This window comes from Lachnotalea sp. AF33-28 (genome assembly GCF_003477885.1).
Classification (GTDB): domain Bacteria; phylum Bacillota; class Clostridia; order Lachnospirales; family Lachnospiraceae; genus AF33-28.
Window position 1 is genome coordinate 204,571 of sequence record NZ_QUEE01000005.1, and the last position, 18,364, is coordinate 222,934.

Annotated in this window: 18 protein-coding genes and 1 pseudogene; 9 read left to right on the forward strand and 10 right to left on the reverse strand. The window is 42.8% G+C overall.

Annotated features, from left to right (window positions below; genetic code table 11):
- From DWZ56_RS09195 to DWZ56_RS09225, 7 genes are all read right to left on the reverse strand, one after another.
- Nucleotides 1–775 (reverse strand): hypothetical protein (locus DWZ56_RS09195; protein WP_199679569.1); only part of this gene is annotated, 775 nt, incomplete at its 3' end.
- 108 nt (nt 776–883) lie between these two features.
- Entirely contained in the window at nt 884–1,876 is a 993-nt protein-coding gene (locus tag DWZ56_RS09200; protein ID WP_118556271.1) for a hypothetical protein, read from the reverse strand.
- Between the two features lie 63 nt (nt 1,877–1,939).
- On the reverse strand, nt 1,940–2,923 hold the full coding sequence (locus tag DWZ56_RS09205; RefSeq protein ID WP_118556273.1) for a hypothetical protein: 984 nt from the start codon (nt 2,921–2,923) through the stop codon (nt 1,940–1,942).
- A 108-nt stretch (nt 2,924–3,031) separates the two neighbouring features.
- Nucleotides 3,032–3,274, reverse strand: a complete 243-nt coding sequence (locus tag DWZ56_RS09210) for a hypothetical protein (RefSeq protein ID WP_118556275.1) — start codon at nt 3,272–3,274, stop codon at nt 3,032–3,034.
- 614 nt (nt 3,275–3,888) lie between these two features.
- The gene (locus DWZ56_RS09215) at nt 3,889–4,872 is read right to left on the reverse strand and encodes a tetratricopeptide repeat protein (protein WP_118556277.1); all 984 of its coding nucleotides are present in this window, start codon (nt 4,870–4,872) and stop codon (nt 3,889–3,891) included.
- A gap of 132 nt (nt 4,873–5,004) precedes the next feature.
- Entirely contained in the window at nt 5,005–5,991 is a 987-nt protein-coding gene (locus DWZ56_RS09220) for a tetratricopeptide repeat protein (protein WP_118556279.1), read from the reverse strand.
- Nucleotides 5,992–6,064: 73 nt separating this feature from the next.
- A complete protein-coding gene (locus DWZ56_RS09225; protein WP_118556281.1) occupies nt 6,065–6,772 on the reverse strand; it encodes a hypothetical protein in 708 nt (235 codons plus the stop codon).
- A gap of 325 nt (nt 6,773–7,097) precedes the next feature.
- On the opposite strand from DWZ56_RS09225, the gene DWZ56_RS09230 reads away from it, so the two are divergent.
- The 9 genes and pseudogenes from DWZ56_RS09230 (at nt 7,098) to DWZ56_RS09255 (ending at nt 16,588) form a co-directional block, all read left to right on the forward strand.
- Nucleotides 7,098–8,057 carry an ABC transporter permease gene (locus DWZ56_RS09230; protein ID WP_118556283.1) on the forward strand — a complete coding sequence of 320 codons (960 nt, stop codon included), beginning with the start codon at nt 7,098–7,100 and terminating at the stop codon, nt 8,055–8,057.
- 21 nt (nt 8,058–8,078) lie between these two features.
- Entirely contained in the window at nt 8,079–8,990 is a 912-nt protein-coding gene (locus tag DWZ56_RS09235; RefSeq protein WP_118556285.1) for a carbohydrate ABC transporter permease, read from the forward strand.
- A 61-nt stretch (nt 8,991–9,051) separates the two neighbouring features.
- A complete protein-coding gene (locus DWZ56_RS09240) occupies nt 9,052–10,695 on the forward strand; it encodes an extracellular solute-binding protein (RefSeq protein ID WP_118556287.1) in 1,644 nt (547 codons plus the stop codon).
- A 129-nt stretch (nt 10,696–10,824) separates the two neighbouring features.
- Nucleotides 10,825–13,035: a helix-turn-helix domain-containing protein gene (locus DWZ56_RS09245; protein WP_118556289.1), complete on the forward strand. Its 2,211-nt coding sequence runs from the start codon at nt 10,825–10,827 to the stop codon at nt 13,033–13,035.
- 241 nt (nt 13,036–13,276) lie between these two features.
- Nucleotides 13,277–13,402, forward strand: a pseudogene (locus DWZ56_RS23600) (hypothetical protein); the annotation flags it as partial.
- A 46-nt stretch (nt 13,403–13,448) separates the two neighbouring features.
- Entirely contained in the window at nt 13,449–13,763 is a 315-nt protein-coding gene (locus DWZ56_RS23325; protein ID WP_279220283.1) for a glycoside hydrolase family 2 TIM barrel-domain containing protein, read from the forward strand.
- Between the two features lie 11 nt (nt 13,764–13,774).
- Nucleotides 13,775–14,527, forward strand: a complete 753-nt coding sequence (locus tag DWZ56_RS23100; RefSeq protein ID WP_279220284.1) for a hypothetical protein — start codon at nt 13,775–13,777, stop codon at nt 14,525–14,527.
- A gap of 66 nt (nt 14,528–14,593) precedes the next feature.
- Complete coding sequence (locus DWZ56_RS23105; protein ID WP_243095161.1) at nt 14,594–14,992, forward strand: hypothetical protein; 399 nt, start codon at nt 14,594–14,596, stop codon at nt 14,990–14,992.
- Between the two features lie 39 nt (nt 14,993–15,031).
- The gene (locus DWZ56_RS09255) at nt 15,032–16,588 is read left to right on the forward strand and encodes a glycosyl hydrolase family 28 protein (RefSeq protein ID WP_118556291.1); all 1,557 of its coding nucleotides are present in this window, start codon (nt 15,032–15,034) and stop codon (nt 16,586–16,588) included.
- Between the two features lie 83 nt (nt 16,589–16,671).
- Here DWZ56_RS09255 and DWZ56_RS09260 read toward each other — a convergent pair whose 3' ends face one another.
- Genes DWZ56_RS09260 through DWZ56_RS23110 form a run of 3 tightly spaced genes read right to left on the reverse strand, consistent with a single transcriptional unit; the run spans nt 16,672 to nt 18,007 of the window.
- Nucleotides 16,672–17,316, reverse strand: a complete 645-nt coding sequence (locus DWZ56_RS09260; RefSeq protein ID WP_118556293.1) for an ATP-binding response regulator — start codon at nt 17,314–17,316, stop codon at nt 16,672–16,674.
- The gene (locus DWZ56_RS09265; protein ID WP_330424851.1) at nt 17,262–17,789 is read right to left on the reverse strand and encodes a chemotaxis protein CheB; all 528 of its coding nucleotides are present in this window, start codon (nt 17,787–17,789) and stop codon (nt 17,262–17,264) included. Before DWZ56_RS09265 ends, DWZ56_RS09260 begins: the two co-directional genes overlap by 55 nt.
- Nucleotides 17,702–18,007, reverse strand: coding sequence for a chemotaxis protein CheB (locus tag DWZ56_RS23110; RefSeq protein ID WP_243095165.1), 306 nt, complete (start codon nt 18,005–18,007; stop codon nt 17,702–17,704). Before DWZ56_RS23110 ends, DWZ56_RS09265 begins: the two co-directional genes overlap by 88 nt.
- Nucleotides 18,008–18,364 lie beyond the last annotated feature (357 nt).

Below are 18,364 nucleotides of genomic sequence, written 5' to 3' on the forward strand. Positions count from 1 at the left end.
CTTTTTCCTCATTTCCTTCTATTCTGTAAATATTGGCCAAGAGCCAGTAAACAGCTGTTTTTAGGCTTTCACTAAGTGGAGTCTGCAGAAGGTTCTCGTAGTATTCAGCGGCCCCGTCTGTAACGTTATTAAGTATATTCAACCGGAATGTCATATCAGTAAGTTGATCTTTCATTATATCGTAATCTTTACGGTCAGGTTCGTATTCATCTAATAATTGCTTATAACTGTTTAGAAGTTCTGCAGCCCTATCTGAATCTTTTTTTGTTATATAAGCCTTGATCAGATCTCGTGTTAAAATGAGTTTGGCGTTTTTATATTTTATGAACTCGGGGTCTGAAAATAGTTGTGTATCAATTTGAATTGCTTTCTCTGGATTACCGTCTACCATATAAGCAATGGCCAAAGACATTTTTAAGCTAAGGTCTATGGCGGACTGTGAAAACCACAATATTTTACCTTTGTTCATATATAGAATAGCAGGTTCTACTAATTGTATGAAATGTTTGACATCACATTGGATGAGCAATGTATCATTAACGTTCTGGACCAAAATAGAGGCAATCCCATAGGTCAATCGTTTAATGCCAATATGAAATAATATTATGCCAACAATCATACATATCAAATATATTATGACCGTTGTATCAAATCTATAATTATATGATAATTCCCAATAGAGAAAGAAATACAAAATGTTTATAGCTGTAAATGATAAAAATATTGTAATCCCTAAGTAAATTATTGCCGTAGCCCTTTTAAACCATTTAGGCATGCAGTTCACCTCCAAAATGCATAATTACAAAAACTACTAGAATAATTAAAGGACATATGGTATCTTATTGCAAGTATATTATTATTTTTGGTTCCGTAGGATACATACTTAAATACACACTAATACTTTAATCAATATAATCAAAGGTGGAAGAAAACTTAAAGCTAATAGGGCATATGCGGTATGTAAAGATGGTTTTAACGTATAATGGGGATTCTTTTGTTCGGAATCAGGAATATCCACTTGATGTTCCTGCAGCACTATTTGAGCACGCTGTTTTATATCCAGACCATTTCCGTATTTGACTATCTCCTGTAACAATGACAGCTGATGTTCTTTATCGTTTTTCTTAGCATATAGTTGTGATAACTGCCAGTAAACTTGCATTTTTATATGAATGAATGGAATATCCTTTAAAGCCGTTAATAGCTTATCATAAAGGAGGATTAACTGATCGATATCTGTATCAGCTGTTTCTGTAATATATTTATATATAGTTAGTAGAGATTTTTCGAACTGCTTAAAAGGCACTTTCCTTTTACTCGTTAATTCCTTTTCATATAGCGCAACATATTTTCTTGCATTTACAAAATCTTGAAGATATAAGTAAGTACTGATAATACAACTGTAGTAAGATAGCCTGTTCGACAGATTGTGTTCATAATCAATATAAACCCTTAAATCATTGCAATAAGGAAGCGATTTTTCTGCTTCGCCAAGATATAAATAAGATAATGCCATAAGATATTTAAGGCGCAATTTAAGTGTCGTTTTCGCATATAAATGCACTTTGTCTTTCTCTGCCAATTTGATAACAGGTTCAATATAACTGATAAGCAGGGATGGATTACATTGTATATAAAGTAATCCTGTTAATTGCTGCAGCCCCCCTACCACTGGCTGGTAAATATTTAGGATATATGTTCCACTATAAAATAATAGTACACCAATAATAAGTGCTATAAAAATATCATCCCTAAATACATCATTATTTAAATGTCTTGTAAAACAGTAAATTATTATTATAAAAATAAAATATAGCAATGTACTGATTATATGTATATAATAATTCTTTTGTAGTTTGGAGAACCAATTTTCCATATGATATCCTTGTCTTGATAGTTTTTGTATACTATAGAAATGGGTAACTTTATTCGTTTCTTGCTAGATAATTAAGGTTAAAAATGAATATACTAGAATTGCGAGACCAGCTGTAAGTAATAAATATAAAACAACTGTTACAGTAGGTCGTACAGTTACTTTTACTTCCTCTATAATCGGCTTCGGAATATCGATTTTTTGTGTACTAAGCATCGCAATTGACTGTTTACATATACTCATGGTGTTGCCCTGTTCAGCAATGCTTTTTAAATAATGTATTTGGAGGGCGCTATCTCCTTTTTTCTTATATAAGTGTGCAAGCTGCCAGCAAACCTGCATTTTAAAAAGTGTCAACCGATAATCCTTAATATCTGCCAGCAGACGTTCATATAACTCAATCAAATAGACGTACTCGTTGTACCCATGTTCCATAATATAATCGAATATAGGAAGAATGGAGTGGAATAATTTGAAATATTTAACTTTGTTACGGCTGTTTAAGATGTCTTTATATAATTTCAAATATTTTTTTGCTTTTTCCAGATCATTCTTACATAACAATATATTTATTATACCACTATAATATAATAAACGATTTATATTACTAATATCATAATCGATATAATTAACCACATAAGTGTAATAGTCCAAGGCCTTATCAATATATCCCACATTAAAATACGAAGAAGCCAATAAATATTTAAGCCTTATTATTGTCCTTTCCTTGGCAAAAAAGTATCCGGATTTTTTGTCTAACTGTTTGACTACAGGTTCAACATTTTCAATAATTGATACGGGGTTACATTGTAAAAATAAAGTTTTGAAGAAGAACAGAAGAACCCGCCGATTCGGGATATAAAGATATAAAAATACTGATCCTGCACAGAATAGATAGACACCGGTAAGCCGCAGTAGAAAATCACTCCAGCTAAATGAATTAAATTGCAGATATATTGCCCAAATGACAGAATAAAGCAAAAGATATATTAATATTATTATAAGACAAAATCTATTCGCCTTTTTAATTTTATTAAACCAATTTTCCATAATACGTCCTACTTGATCATTGATATTTTACAGAAGTTACCAACTAATAATATATTATAAGCTTATAAAATGCAACTCTTTATATATTGTGGTGTAAACGGTAACAGTTCAGTCTGCCGGCTGAACAGACGGGCTTAGCACCGGCAAAAAAATAACCGGTGTACCCATGAATACATGTTTGATATTTTCCAGTATCGCAATCTTCCTTTTTTGCATAATGAGCTTTGTTTTCCTGTTTTCATCCATCCCCTTACAGAGTAACTCCTCATAACTCTGTTCGTAAGCCCTAATCTCCTCTTCCACAAATTCTCCCTGCCCCTGGCCGATCAGTGCCCTCCGCGCACTGTTCATGCCACACAAGCAGCCATATTGCTGATAGTGGGGATTCTGGCTGGCAGTATGGGGGTGGTATATGCTCTAAATACAATAAAGTCTTTAATTCCGGCCATTGCATTGTAAGCGCCAAATGGCGCTTGCGATAGGAAGTATATCCAACTGAACATCCTTTGTTGAAACGCAAGAAAATCTGCAGGGTATGCTTATTTTGGTGTAGGGGCTTAAAAAAACAGCAGCTCCTTAATTATGAATTTAAATTATATTAACAAATGATAAAATGTGTCAAATAAATATATTAGTAAAGGTACAGCTCCTATTACAATTAAAGTGTATGCGACTGGTGGTATGGAAATTGAACAATATTTAAAATTTTTTTCTAAAGAAGGTTCTATTTCTTCATTCATATCAATCATTAACTGTCTAGCTCGTTGACTAATTTCTAGGCAATTGTTAATTCTCCATAAAACATTCCCCCTATTAAATGGCCTTTTAGTGATTGAGTTCTTTGATAATGTTATCATATAAAAATAAAATAATTAGCCTACATTTTCATGATGCAATTGATGGTTCATTTTTCTAATTGATCAGGCATGAATTTATTTTTGTATAATTTGTGATACCTGATGATATTACAACTTCGTTATTGCTAACCAAATGAATGGTACGCATCCGACTATCATTAAAAGCACCGGTAAAATATATGATATTCTTTTTGGTTTGAATTTTTTTAATACAGGCTCATCTACAGTAATACCTTTATTGGCCAAAATACATCGGGCTTGTTCTGCTACGTGCATATGGTACCCGTTTTCGGATGTCTTACGAAGATATAGTATTTCTTTTTCCTCATTTCCTTCTATTCTGTAAATATTGGCTAAGAGCCAGTATACAACGGTTTTATAGCTTTCACTAAGTGGAGTCTGCAGAACGTTCTCGTAGTATTCAGCAGCTCCGTCTGTAACGTTATTAAGTATATTTAACCGGAATGTCATATCAGTAAGTTGATCTTTCGCTTTATCGTAATCTTTACGGTCAGGTTCGTATTCATCTAATAATTGCTTATAACTGTTTAGCAATTCTGCAGCCTTATCTGAATCTTTTTTTACTATATAAGCCCAGATAAGCTCTCGCGTTAAAATGAGTTTGACGTTTTTATATTTTATGAACTCGGGGTCTGAAAATAATTGTGTTTCAATTTGGATTGCTTTGTCTGGATTACCGTCTACCACATAAGCAGAAGCCAAAGACAATTTTAAGTTAATTTCTATGGCGGACTTTGAGAACCATAATATCTTGCCTTTGTTCATATATAGTATAGCGGGTTCCGCCAATTGTATGAATTGTTTGGTATCACATTGGAGGACTAAAGTATTCCTGACTTTCTGGATAATGACAGAGGCGATCCCATAGGTCAATCGTTTAATACCAATATGAAATAATATTATGCCAACAATCATACATATCAAATATATTATAACCGCTGTATCAAATCTATAATTGTATGAAAATTCCCAATAGAAAAAGAAATACAAAATGTTTATAGCTGTAAATGATGCAAATATTGCACCTCCTAAGGATATTATTGTCGCAGCCCTTTTAAACCATTTAGGCATGCAGTTCACCTCCAAAATATGAAATCAGTCAGCTCCCTTATCCGTCAGCGTTAAAAAAGTATATGCAGCATAAGACAAAGACAATGTACGCACCCCGTTAACATCAAAATAAATATTGCACAGAGTACAAGTTTAAAACTGAGTAATAATGAACCATATGCAGGGAAGACATGCAGTTGCTATACATAATAAAGGTTTGATATATTTGACCTTAGGGAGTTCAACGGGCGCTATAGGCATATTTTTTACCGTGATACCCTTATCCTTCAGTATTTGCCTGGCTTTTTGGGCTGTAAATAGGTTATATCCAAGTTCAGCTGCTTTTTTTAAGCAGTCAATTTCCTGCTCCTCCCTGCCCTCGATCCTGTAAATATTTGCAAGAAGCCAGTATATAGTTGTTCGATAAGTAATTAGCATATTAGGCTCGGAATTCAACAGACCTTCATAATATTCAGCGGCATCGGCTGTATTCCCGCATATGAGATTTAGACGATATTTCATTTCGGTTAGGCTATCTATAAAAAACTGTGAATCATTTTTAGATGAATTGGTATCTTTCAGAGCTTGTTCATAGTCAAATAAATATTTTTTTACATTTTTAACATCATTATTGGTAATATAAGCTATTATTAGATTATGCAAATAATAGAGCATACCATTGCTATTTTTATTGTATTCTGAATGTAAATAGACATCCTTAAAAAGCGCAATTGCCTTTTCACAATCTCCGTTTAACATATAAGCTGTGGCCAGAGAGGTTTTCAATGAAAGTTCGCTTGCTGTTTGACTGTACCATGTTAATCTGCCATTACCAATATATGTTACAGCGGGCTCGACTTGTTTGATAAAGCGTTCAGGATCGCATTGCAAGTATAGAATGGAGGATATTTTAATGTTTTCTATTTCCGCTTTGAACCGAAATATCTTCTTTATACCTGTGTAAAAAAGAATGATTCCTATAACCATGGATATAAAGTACACTATTATACTATTATCAGTTTTATAATTATTAAAATCAAGTAAGAAAAAAAAGAACAGTATATTTTCAACTCCAAACAATGCATAGAGTGTGAACTCCACCCTTCTCAATAATTCATATTTTTTTAACCATTTTGGCATAAACTACTCCTCTGTAAAGGTAAATAAATCTATTACGGATCATTTCCTCTTTATTGTTTTGGCGATCCGCCATTTATACAAAGCAAAACGGATTAACCGCCGCATCTACGCCAAACACCTCTGCCGCCATGCGCCACATAGCCTTTGCATGGATCCGGTCGTGCCATACGAATCTCCGGCATACCTTCCGCAGCGACCACTGCTCCCCATAGCTTCCGTCAAAAACGGCATTGTCCAGATAATCCGCAGAGGATTCCAGCGTCCGGAACGCATCGGCCCTGCAGGAGTAGATATCCGGCCCGTTCTCTGCTTTTATGCCGATCTCACCGAAGTAATAACTGTTGACGTTCTTTGTATGCTCATACATCTCTGTGGCAGTCACGGGGATTTCTCCGTAAAAGGTGCGGCGTCTGGTGAGACAGGTCCTGTTTTTATCAGGGATTGAATCAAAAAGTTTCTGAAATGAGGCGGCGGACCGCATTGCCAGGGATTTCAGACAGGCATATTCCTCCGCAGACAGCGGCGGCCGTTCGCTAAGAAAGATCACATCGGAATCGGCATCGCGGATATCCAGGCTGCTGCTGTGGTCCTCTGCCATCTCAAAGGTGAGTTCACCGGTGAAGGGTGTATGATCCCGCCATAAGATATAGGAACGGATTTCATCATCAAACTTGGCTAAGGCCTCCTCTTTGTTCCGGCCGCGGACATAAGCGCCGATATATGGGTCGGCGTAGATCAGCGAGTCATCATGGTTATGTTCCCAAATATAGGGTACGTTCATATCTTTAGCCTCCGTGACTTTTCAAATGAATGATAAGGCGAATGCATGTTCTGCATCTTCCATTATATATTCTGATCTTATTTTAATCAAGCTCACAGAACAAAAAATAGTAACGTTCCCTCCCCTATAAAGGGGTGAAAATTTTTATACCTTTTAACAGAACCATAAATTACCAGTGTTTTTTGAGTAAAACTCGGGGATAGGCAGCAAAAACAGTGTTATAATTTTAAACACTTTACCCAATCTTACTGCCGCCTTATACTAAAAACTGTACCGAACGCACAATGTGGGCTGCAAAACAGTCGGATGAGGAGGAATAAAAGGTATGGGAAAGAGAGACAGAAAGAGAGTTCTGACGAAGGCGCCGAAGAAGACGAAGAAGCAAAATCTGTTACAGATTATGGGAAATAACTGGCAGCTGTACCTGATGGTAGCCCCTGCGATCGTCTACTTCCTGATCTTCCATTATCTGCCCCTGTATGGCATCCAGATCGCCTTTCGGGATTACCGGGCGGTGGACGGGATAGCGGGCAGCGTCTGGGTGGGTCTGAAGCATTTTAAAACTTTTTTTGAAGCCTACTATTTTAAAAGACTGCTGGCAAATACATTCCTCCTAAATATATACAACCTGCTTTGGAGTTTTCCGGCTCCCCTGATTCTAGCAATCCTGTTAAATCAGGTCAGAAATGCAAAAGCAAAGCAGTTTATACAGACGACAATCTATATTCCCCACTTTATTTCTACCGTAGTACTTGCGGGAATGCTGTATGTCTTCCTCTCGCCAACCGGTGGTATCCTGAATATATTCCGGGGAATGCTCGGACTGCCGGCAGTGGATTTCATGTCTAAAGCGGAGAATTTCCGTTCCATTTATATTATCTCCGGGGTCTGGCAGTCGGCAGGGTTTGGCACAATTCTGTACATCGCGGCGCTGACCGGTATCGACCAGTCCCTATACGAGGCGGCGGAAATTGATGGTGCGAGTATTTGGCAGAAGATCCGGTACATAGATTTGCCCAGTGTTATGTCGGTGGCGATGATGAACTTCATCTTAAACTGCGGGAAGATGCTGAACAGCGATACCAGCAAGGCACTTGTCATGCAGACGCCTGGTAATATTACAAGGTCGGATATCATTGGAGTCTACGTATATAATGTGGGCCTGGGGAGCGGCCAGTTTTCCTATACATCCGCCATCGGACTGTTTATTAACCTAATCAACTTTGTGCTGATCATATCCGTAAATAGAATATCAAAAAAAGTGTCGGACGTGGGGCTGTTTTAGACAGGGAGGAAGAAAAAGCCGATGAAGAAGAAAATGAAGTTGAGTTTTAGTAACAGGATGTTTTATCTGTTTAATTCGGTGGTTTGGATTGTGGTCATGCTGATCGTGCTGTACCCGCTGTATCTGGTAGTTATCGCATCGGTGTCTGATCCGGACGCCATTATCCGTGGGGAGGTCATCTGGCATCCGGTGGATTTTTCACTGATTGGCTATAAGGCGGTGCTCGGGTACAGTGAGCTGATTCGGTCCTATGGGAATTCCCTGTTTTACACCGCGACGGGCATTACGCTCAGTGTTATTGTTACCCTGTTGGCGGCATATGCGCTGTCAAGGCCGAAGTTCCCGGGGAAGACCGCGATCAATCTATACTTTGTGATCACGATGTTCTTTGGAGGCGGTCTGATTCCCACATTCCTGGTGCTGAAGGATGTCGGGCTGTACAACAACCCGCTGATCCTGATCCTGACAGGATGTGTCAGTGTCTGGAACCTCATGGTGGCGCGAACATTTATCCAAACCAGTATTCCCAGTGAGCTTTACGAGGCCGCGGTTTTGGATGGGGCTTCCCACATACAGTTTTTCAAAAAGGTGGTGATGCCCTTGAGCAAGACGATCGTAGCTGTGCTGGCTGTATATTACGGCGTAGCAAAATGGAATGATTATTTTACAGGTCTTGTGTACATAAAGGACAGAAAGCTGCTGCCCCTTCAGACGGTGTTGAGGGAAATTCTGGCTTCTCTGCAGGTGGACAAATCCGGCGACTACATGATTTCCATGGCGGATTCAATGGAGTCTATGAGCGAGGCTCTGCGGATCGCCAACGTCTCCAAATATTGTATCATTGTGATTTCCACAGGCCCTGTCGTCATACTGTATGCTTTCCTGCAGAAGTATTTTGAGAAGGGTGTTATGATCGGTTCTTTAAAGGGATGATTTCGGCACAAAGGTGTTGAGATAGAGTAATAATAAAAAAGGTTTTAGAAGGAGGTTGTTTATGAAAAAGAAAGTAATTGCTGTAGTGTTGGTACTTTCGTTGATTTTGTGCGGGCTTACCGGCTGCCACAGCGCGGACAGTTCGGTGCCTTCGTCATCGAATCAGGAGACATCCGGCCAGGCGGCAGGAGAGAGCTTTAACGAGACGGGGTATCCGATTGTAAATGAGCCACTGACTCTGAAGGTCATGTTTGCCATTCGGGACACGGACGTGCTGACGGAACCGGATACCATGCCGGTTATCCGGGCTCTGGAGGAGAAGACTGGGATTCATCTGGAGTGGGAGGTGGTAAAGAGCAGTGATTGGAGCACAAAACTTAACCTGATGTGGGCTTCCGGGGAATATCCGGATATACTGCTCCATCCCAGCGGCGCTGTGGAAAAAGAAGAATTCGGTGTGGAACAGCATCTGCTGATCCCTCTGGAGGAGATGATAGAGCAGTATATGCCGGTTTATACAGAACGGATCGCGGGAGAAGATGAAGATCCCACAACAAGTCTGATCGCCTCGGACGGGCATACATATTCGATCGGCTATCTGTTTGCCCAGGATATCAGTGTGGAACAGCATTTCTTTATCAACCAGGAATGGCTGGACGCATTGAACCTGAAGACACCAGAGACGATGGATGAGCTGACGGATACACTTAGAGCCTTTAAGAATGGGGATCCCAATGGCAACGGTCAGCCGGATGAGGTCCCGTTACAGATGGGACTGAACGCGGCCGGTTATGGCATTAGATGGCTGCTTCCCATGTTTGGTATACCGCTGGATAGCGGCAGCAGATGGATCTATATCGACGATGATAAGAACGTGCAGCTGGCCCCTGTCCAGGACGGATTCAGGCAGTGCATGGAATGGCTGCATGTGCTGTATGAAGAGGGACTGACAGATCCGGAGTTTATTTCACAGGATAAGAATACTGTGGATACCAAGCTGAAAAGCGATAATGTGGGAATGTTTGTGTGCTGGCGTCTGGAGGCCATGGGATATTCGGACGGGGTAGAGAAGAATGCCACATTGTTCGTTCCCCCGTCACCCGAAGGGACGAAGGTCAGCTGCTACCGATACCTGGAGACCGCAAGCCCAGGAGCGAGTATCACCTGCACTAATGAACATGTGCCAGAGTCACTCCGGCTGCTGGATGCCATGCTGGAAACGGAGACTATGTTTTCTCTTTACTTCGGAGCAGAAGGCAGCGGTGCTGAGGGAAAAGGCTGGGAATACGATAACAACGGCATGATCAATGTCACAAATGACAATACGGCAGATGTCAAAGATTATCTGGATTGTAATGCACTGTTTTTCGCACCCGGCAATTATATCTCATCCACTTATAATCTGCCTTCTCAGAGGATTGAGAAGATTGAATACTGTGATATATATGAGGAGGCCGGTATTGTACAGAAGTACTCTGATAAGTATCTGAACTATGTGCCCCTGACCGCTGAACAGCGGGATTCCACTCAGCTGATTGCCACTGATATAGACAATGCTGTGTGGGAGAACGCGGCGAACTTTGTATCAAAAGGGGTGACGGACGAGAGCTGGGATGCCTTTGTTAAGCTGTTTGCAGATATGGGAGTTGAGGAGAAGTATGTTCAGGTCTATCAGGGAGCGCTGGATCAGATGAAACTTGATTAAGGCAGGGAACTGATCTGGGCCATGCAAACAATCTCGTCATTTTGAATGGCGAGATTGTTTGCGTTTCCCGGACATGGTAAAATAGACAGAACGGTTTGCAGACTCAGCACTATTTGAGGGGGATCACGGATGAACAGAACAGAGGGAAAGTGGAGAAACAGAAATATTTTTCATTATATTGTTGCAGTAAGCACCGTCCTTTTGCTGATATTTCTGTCTATGGGGATATACATTTATCAGTATTATTATCACACTATTTACGCCGATTTTCTTGCCGCAAATGAACGCACATTGGATTACATCATGACCAGGCATGAAAGTGAGATGAAGATCCTGAAGAATATTGTGATTCAGATGAATGTGGAGACAAATATCACAAGATTCCGATTGGAGGAGACACCGGAGAAAAGCCTGAAATTGCGGGATCGCCTTAATCAATACTGGATAGCCAGCGAATTTTTTGAATTTATCTTTTACTGTTACCACAGGGATCATTATGTTTTTAATCAGAATACTTCCCTGGAGATTGATTCCTTTCTTAACAAGGGACTTGTATTAGAGGAGAACAGCCGAGGGATGTTCAAAGAGTTTCTGTATGATGAAAGCGGAGAGATGCTGGCGCTGCCGGAGCAGGAAGTGTGCGGCTATCTGCAGGCAGGATATCTGGTATCCGAACAGTCCACAATTTACATGCTTCCTGTGCTGCCGGACAACATCGGTACGGCCGTATTTGTGGTGAATCAAAAATTTTATAACGAACTGTTGGGGAGCGAGGCTAAGGAACGGAGAAACAATTATATCCTGTACGACGGGCAGATCATTGTCTCCCGGGAAAATTTTGATACGGAGGCCGATGAACTGCTCCGGCAGACGGCAGTTATGGAAGCGGTGCAACAGAAACAGGGGAAGGTGACTATCGGCGGAGAGCATTATCTGCTTACAGCGGAGCGTGGAGTGAGCGGACTCACCTACTGTACTCTGCAGACTATGGATGTTTTTCGTGAGAAGATATTGTCAGAGCAATGGGGGATTTTGTTTTTGCTGCTGGTGTGCAGCGTGCCGGCTGCAATCGCGGTGGTAAGCGCGTCAAGGGCGGTTTCCACCAGAGTGAAGAGACTGAATATGCTGTTAAATCAGAAGGAGGATTCATATAATTATGACAGCATCGAGAGTGGGATACAAATGCTGACAAAAAGCAGCCAGGAATCTACCCGTGAAAATTTGAACCATCGCAAATCTGGCTTTATCAGAAGCTTTGTTCAGAGTGATTACAGGAAGGATGAAATATACCGGGCGGCGCGGGATTCTGGATTTTTGCTGGAAAACATCAGCCTGTTTCTGGTTGTGCTTATGGGTGACAGGGGAGACGGTAATGAGGGAAGGATACACACCCTGATGCTTCAGGAGATTGAGAAGGAAAATACGGTGGAGGGCTGGCAAGTTGGGCTGATTAACAGCGGTCAGAGCCTGTATGTGCTGTTTGGCAGAGAGAGAAAAAGCATGGAAGAGGTGCTGCAGCGGCTGTTTACCTGCGGCCAGGAGCACTGTGAAGAGTTTATCATGGCTGTCAGCGAATACCATGAGGATTTCGAAGAGGGGGCGAAGGCTTATCTTGAGGCGGACGCAGCTTATGACAACCGTTTTTTGGAAGATAACAGCATGATGTTACGCTTTTCATCGTTGGGAGGTCCTGGGACAGTCGAGATGCTGCCGGACGTATATCTGTACAATCTGAAAAAAGCGATCCGTTCGGGCAGTATGCCGGAGGTGCAAAGGACAGTGGGAGATATATGCAATCGGGTGAAGCAGGGAAACCAGACACTTTTGACTTTTCGTATCATGTATAACGACCTGCTCCATTTGCTATTGGAGGAATTTAAAGATGTGGGAACGGACCTGAAGGATGTATACAATGTATTTATGCTGTCCCAATGTCTGAATATCCATGATTTTAGCGATATCCTATGCGAAGCCTGCCGTATGCTGATGGATAACCGACGGGCTACCGAAAAGGAACGGGACAATATGGCTGCCCGCGCGGTTTCCTACATGCAGGAGAATTTCGGTAACCCTGAATTAAATATGGGAATGCTGGCTGAATATCTGGGTATCAGTCCGGTGACTCTTGCGGTGGAGTTCAGGAACAGCGAAAATATCAGCCCTTCCGACTACCTGGTGGCCATACGCATGGAGAAGGCGAAAGAGTTGCTGGAGAATACTAAGCTGCTTGTGAAGGAAGTTAGCCAGGCTGTTGGATACGAGGATGACCATGTGTTTATGAGGCGGTTTAAGAAATATGTGGGAAAGACGCCTAAGGAGTACCGCATGGGCAGAATGTGAATTCAGATGATAATGGAGAAGTGAAGGAAAGGATCAGAAAATGCCAAGAACAGAAGAAATACTTATGACAGGATGGGAATTCGGATTGATGAAATGCGGTCCTTACAGTGTTGCCGAGGCTGCCAAGAAACAGAAGGTGCAGGGAGTGCCTGAAGAGATACCTGATATCCCGGAAGATTTGCGCTTCACATCGGTTAGACTACCTCATGATTGGGCGGTGGACGCACCCTTTGACAGAAATATGGTGCAGGGAGAAGATCAGGGGTTCAGGGACCGCTGGGGTATCGGCTGGTACAGGAGAGCGCTGCGTCTGGAGCATAAATATCCGAGGTACCTGTACTTTATGGAGTTCGGCGGTGTTTACGAGAATTGTACCGTATGGGTGAACGAAAAATGTGCAGGAGGACATAAGTATGGTTACAGTACCTCCTATCAAGCTGAAGGGTGTTTGTCTGTATCAGGAGGCGGGGTGCCTTGGGATAGCCGCGAAGCCGGAGATTTGGCGGGAGCGGCTTCAGCATCTGAAGGAGCTGGGCTGCAACGCAATCCGGGCAGCCCACCATACCTTTGCGGAAGAGTTCATAGATCTGTGTGATGAGATGGGCTTTTATGTGTATGAGGAATGTTTTGATAAATGGCAGGGCGGGCTTTATGGCAGATATTTTGAGCAGGAATGGCAGTCTGATATGGATGCTATGATAAAGCGGGACAGAACCGTCCCAGCGTAGTTATATGGGGTGTGGGAAATGAGGTAGAAAACCAGGGGCAGGAATCTATGCTGAAAATATTGCAGATGCTTAAGAGGTACGCCTTATCTTTGGATGATACACGGCCTGTGTCCTATGCGATGAATCCTCATTTTAAGAGAGAAAGCGATGTGAATCTGTCAGCGATCAAGGATATTCAGCAGTTTGTGGACGAGATATCTGATACAGAAATCTATGACAATCGTGAACGTGTGGAGCGAATTTCGGGTATTGCAGAACTAGTTGATATTATTTCCTGCAATTACCAGGAACAATGGTATTCGCTGATTCATGAAGCCGTGCCAGATAAACTGATTCTGGGTACGGAGCTATACCAATATTTTATGGGGAATGGGGAGCAGATGCAGAATTTTACTGAGAAAAATCCGTCCCTGATTCCATTTGAAAAACCATACTGTATTGGGGGTATGATCTGGACTGGCTACGACTATCCGGGTGAGTCCATGGGTTACCCAGCCAAGGGGTGGGGCGGCGCATTAATCCGCACGAATAATGAGTGCAGGTCAGGGTTCTATCTCATCCAGAGTTATTGGAGAGAGGAGCCAATGGTGCATTTTTCCGTTATGGATTATTTTCTGGCAGATGAAGGGATAAAGGAGCACTGGGATATGCCTGCTTACGCAGATCATTGGCAATTCTCTCGATTCCATAAATGTTTGATTCCATATTCGATTGTCAGTAACTGTGAAGAGGTAGCATTATATCTGAATGGTAAACGATTCTAAATTCCCCGCCCTAAGGATTGCCCTAACAGGTTGATTACGGGATTCCTGCCCTGGCAGCCAGGAACAGTGCGTGTAGTCGGACTGAACGGTGGAAAAGTAGTCTGCAGCCAGGAAACCGTGACGCCGGGGCCTGCCATAAAGCTGCAGTTTGATGGGGGGCTCCGCCATGTGAAAGCGGAGGAAGGGTATCAAATACTGCTGACAGTCAGGGCCGCTGACGGGGAGGGGCATCCATATTTTCGGGAGAGTGGAAAAGTGCGGTTCCGAACAGAAGGTCCGGCTGTGATTCTGGCAGTAGACAACGGAGATATTACAGGAAATGAACCCTATAGGGAAGACCATATTCATATGCATCGGGGATGTGCCAGCGTACTGATTGTGCTGACAGGAGAGCCAGGGCGTGTGTCAGTATGGGCGGACTCGGATGGTATGAGAAGCGGGCAGATCACTCTTTGTGTAGGGTAGATAAGATGGGCTGTATAAAGAGGATTATGGAGGAACAGAATGGAACCATATTTTTATGCAACAGAAGACAGCATTACATTGTACTGGGAATTGCCTGAGGATTCGGGAGTCTATGAAGGGTACCGGATTTTGGTGGATGGGCGTGAGGCAGGAATTACAAACAGAACTCATTATGAGCTGACGGGGCTGGAAGCTGAGAGGAATTATGAGATCAGCTTATATCGGATTCCTAAAACTTTTAAGGAAAACGACGGTTCGAAAGCTAGAGGAAATGCAGTTGAAGAGGCGGAGCAGGAATGTCCCTGGAAAAGAGTTTCCATAACAACAACGCCGCACCGAAGAAGGCTGAATGTTACGCAATCACCTTACCGGGCGGCTGGCGACAGACATACTATGAATACGCTGGTTCTTCAGCAGGCAATTGACGACTGCGGACCTGGAGAAACCGTGTACCTGCCTGCTGGCGTTTACCGTACAGGAGCGCTGCGCCTCCACAGTGACATGGAACTGTATCTGGAGGAAGGGGCAGTGCTTTTAGGGACAGATAACCCGGAGGATTACCTGCCACGTATTTGGAGCCGTTTTGAAGGTACAGAGCTTCCCTGCTACCAAAGCCTTTTAAATTTGGGAGAATTAGATCATGATGCAGGATATAATTGTAAAAATGTGGTGATCCGGGGAGGCGGTACTATTGAGAGCGGAGGAAGAACCTTGGCAGAGAGGGTGATTGCGGATGAAACGGTGCGGCTGAAGGATTATCTGGAGGAATTGGGGGATATGATCCAGGAGTGCGAGAAACCGGAGACCATACCCGGCAGAGTACGTCCCCGGCTGATTAATATGAGTAACTGCCAGAATATTACATTATCGCATGTGACTTTGAAAAATGGAGCCAGTTGGAATGTACATATGATTTATTCAGATCATATTGTGACAGATCATTGCATTTTCTACTCCGAGAATATATGGAATGGGGACGGCTGGGATCCGGACTCGTCCACGGACTGTACAGTCTTTGGCTGTACGTTCTACACAGGAGATGATTCTGTGGCGATAAAGTCCGGTAAAAACCCGGAGGGTAATACGGTTAACCGTCCTTCTGCCCGGATCAGAGTTTTTGACTGTCAATGTGCATTTGGTCACGGAATATGTATCGGAAGCGAGATGTCCGGAGGCGTAGAGGATGTAAGTATCTGGGATTGTGATATGGGAAATTCACTCTGTGGTATCGAAATTAAAGGCACTAAAAAGCGAGGAGGTTATGTTCGCGGGGTAAAGGTAGTAAATGTGAGGAGCGCCAGGGTTTTATTTCATTCCGTGGGCTATAACGATGATGGGGTTGCTGCGAAAGAGCCGCCAGTCTTTGAAAATTGCCGATTTGAAAACCTGGAGATACTGGGGGAATATTATAGCAGACACAGAGGCTATCAGGAATGTGAAGCCATAGAATTATGCGGTTTCGATATGTCTGGCCATGAACTCCGAAATATTATCTTTCGTAATATAACAATTGGCAAAGAAGGACAGAGCAGAAAGCAGACCATCAGTCTGCAGTTTTGTGAAGATATAACATTGGAAAGAGTGCGCTGCCTTTAATAATACACAGCTATTTAGCTAAAAATAAAAAGGGAAAGCGGACATCCCTGTTCCGCTTTCCCATCGTCTTTCCCTAAATTCTTCTATTCTTTCGTCTCCGTCAGATAGGTATCCAAAAGCGCCACCAGCTTCTCAATCTCAATAGGTTTCGTGGTGTGAGCGTTCATCCCGGCGTTTAAAGAGCGTTCCACATCCTCTTTAAATGCATTGGCGCTCATGGCAATGATGGGGATCTCACGCGCTCCCGGCTTGCCGCTTTTGCGGATTTTCCTGGCGGCGGCCAAGCCATCCATCACAGGCATCTGTATATCCATCAGGATCAGATCATAATATCCTTCCGGTTTCTGCAGATAGCCTTTCACTGCTTCTTTCCCGTTTTTCATCCGTTCCACCTGATAATTATAACTGCCAAGCAGTGTCTGGGCGATTTCGGCATTCAGATCGTTATCTTCAGCCAGAAGAATGCGTTTCTCCGAAAGCATTTCCGCAGACCGGATGACCTCTGGCTTCACCGGTTCCCCGGGCATCTGACATTCAGACAGTTTGATCGGTACGGTGAAATAGAACTCAGAGCCGGTTCCGGGCACCTTACCGGTATTATCCCCGTCCACCTGTTCAAATGCATCAAAAATCACCTCCAGGTTTTCGGCGCTGATGCCGCAGCCGGAGTCTTTTACCCGGAAGGTGAATTCCGCCTGCTCTTTTCCCCCGGATTTTTCCTCCGCCACCAGGAAGTCACCCCGATGAGCAGATCGCGGTAAAGCTGTGCACGTTCTTCCTCTGTGGACAGAAGGTAATCCAGATATTCTCCCATTCCGTGAAACTTGTTGAGCGTGATACGCCGTTCAATCCTCCGGTAGATCGTATTTGTCTTATAGATCGTGAAGTCGATGTCCGAATACAGGCTGATCGCATTGAGGATACAGGAATAATCTTCTGCCAGATCCATATGGGTCAGTTCTTCCTGATGCATGGACTGAATGTGAGGATTTTTCAGGTATTCCCTCAGGGAGGAACCGATCTGTGCCACGTTTAAGGTTAAATCCACCATGCCGGTGGCGAGGGCGCTCTGCGGCATGGAGGCATACTGGGCCTCGCCCGGTTTCTGGACGATCACAAGCCCTCCGTTTTCTTTGACAGAACCGATTCCAATGGCCCCGTCAGAGCCGCTTCCGGACAGGATAATGGCCACGGCATGCACGTCGCTAACCGAGGCCAGAGATTATCCATCAGGCTGACGGCATCCGGTGAAAGATGCTGTACAATAATAAACGATGCGCCGGTATCAAGCGGCATATGCTGAAACAGTTCCTGCAATGCCTCGACTCCTCCCGCGGAAGCTCCCACCCCCACATAGCACCGGACATCCTCCTGATCCGGCAGCATATAATCTGCCTGATCGGCGCCTATCTCTTCCATGATACTCTCCTTTCATGCGAGCAATACTATAGCTGGTGTCAGCACACTAGCTATAGTATATATATGTATTTTTAAATCATGACTTTCCCGAATATGCAAAAAACACCTGATGCAGATATCTCCTCATCAAGCATTCTTCCATATCACAGTGTTCGACAAAATGCACATTTATTTGCCATGGATTTCCACATGGATATCCACATAGTTTTCATTCATTTTTCGGTAAAAACTTCGTAAAAAAGCACCAATATATGAAACAAAGTTTCATAAAAAGGCAAAAGCATTGATAAATAGTTTCCAATCCGTATAATGAAAATAGAAACTGCATCGGATACAGTGACTGCCCCGGATTTTCCA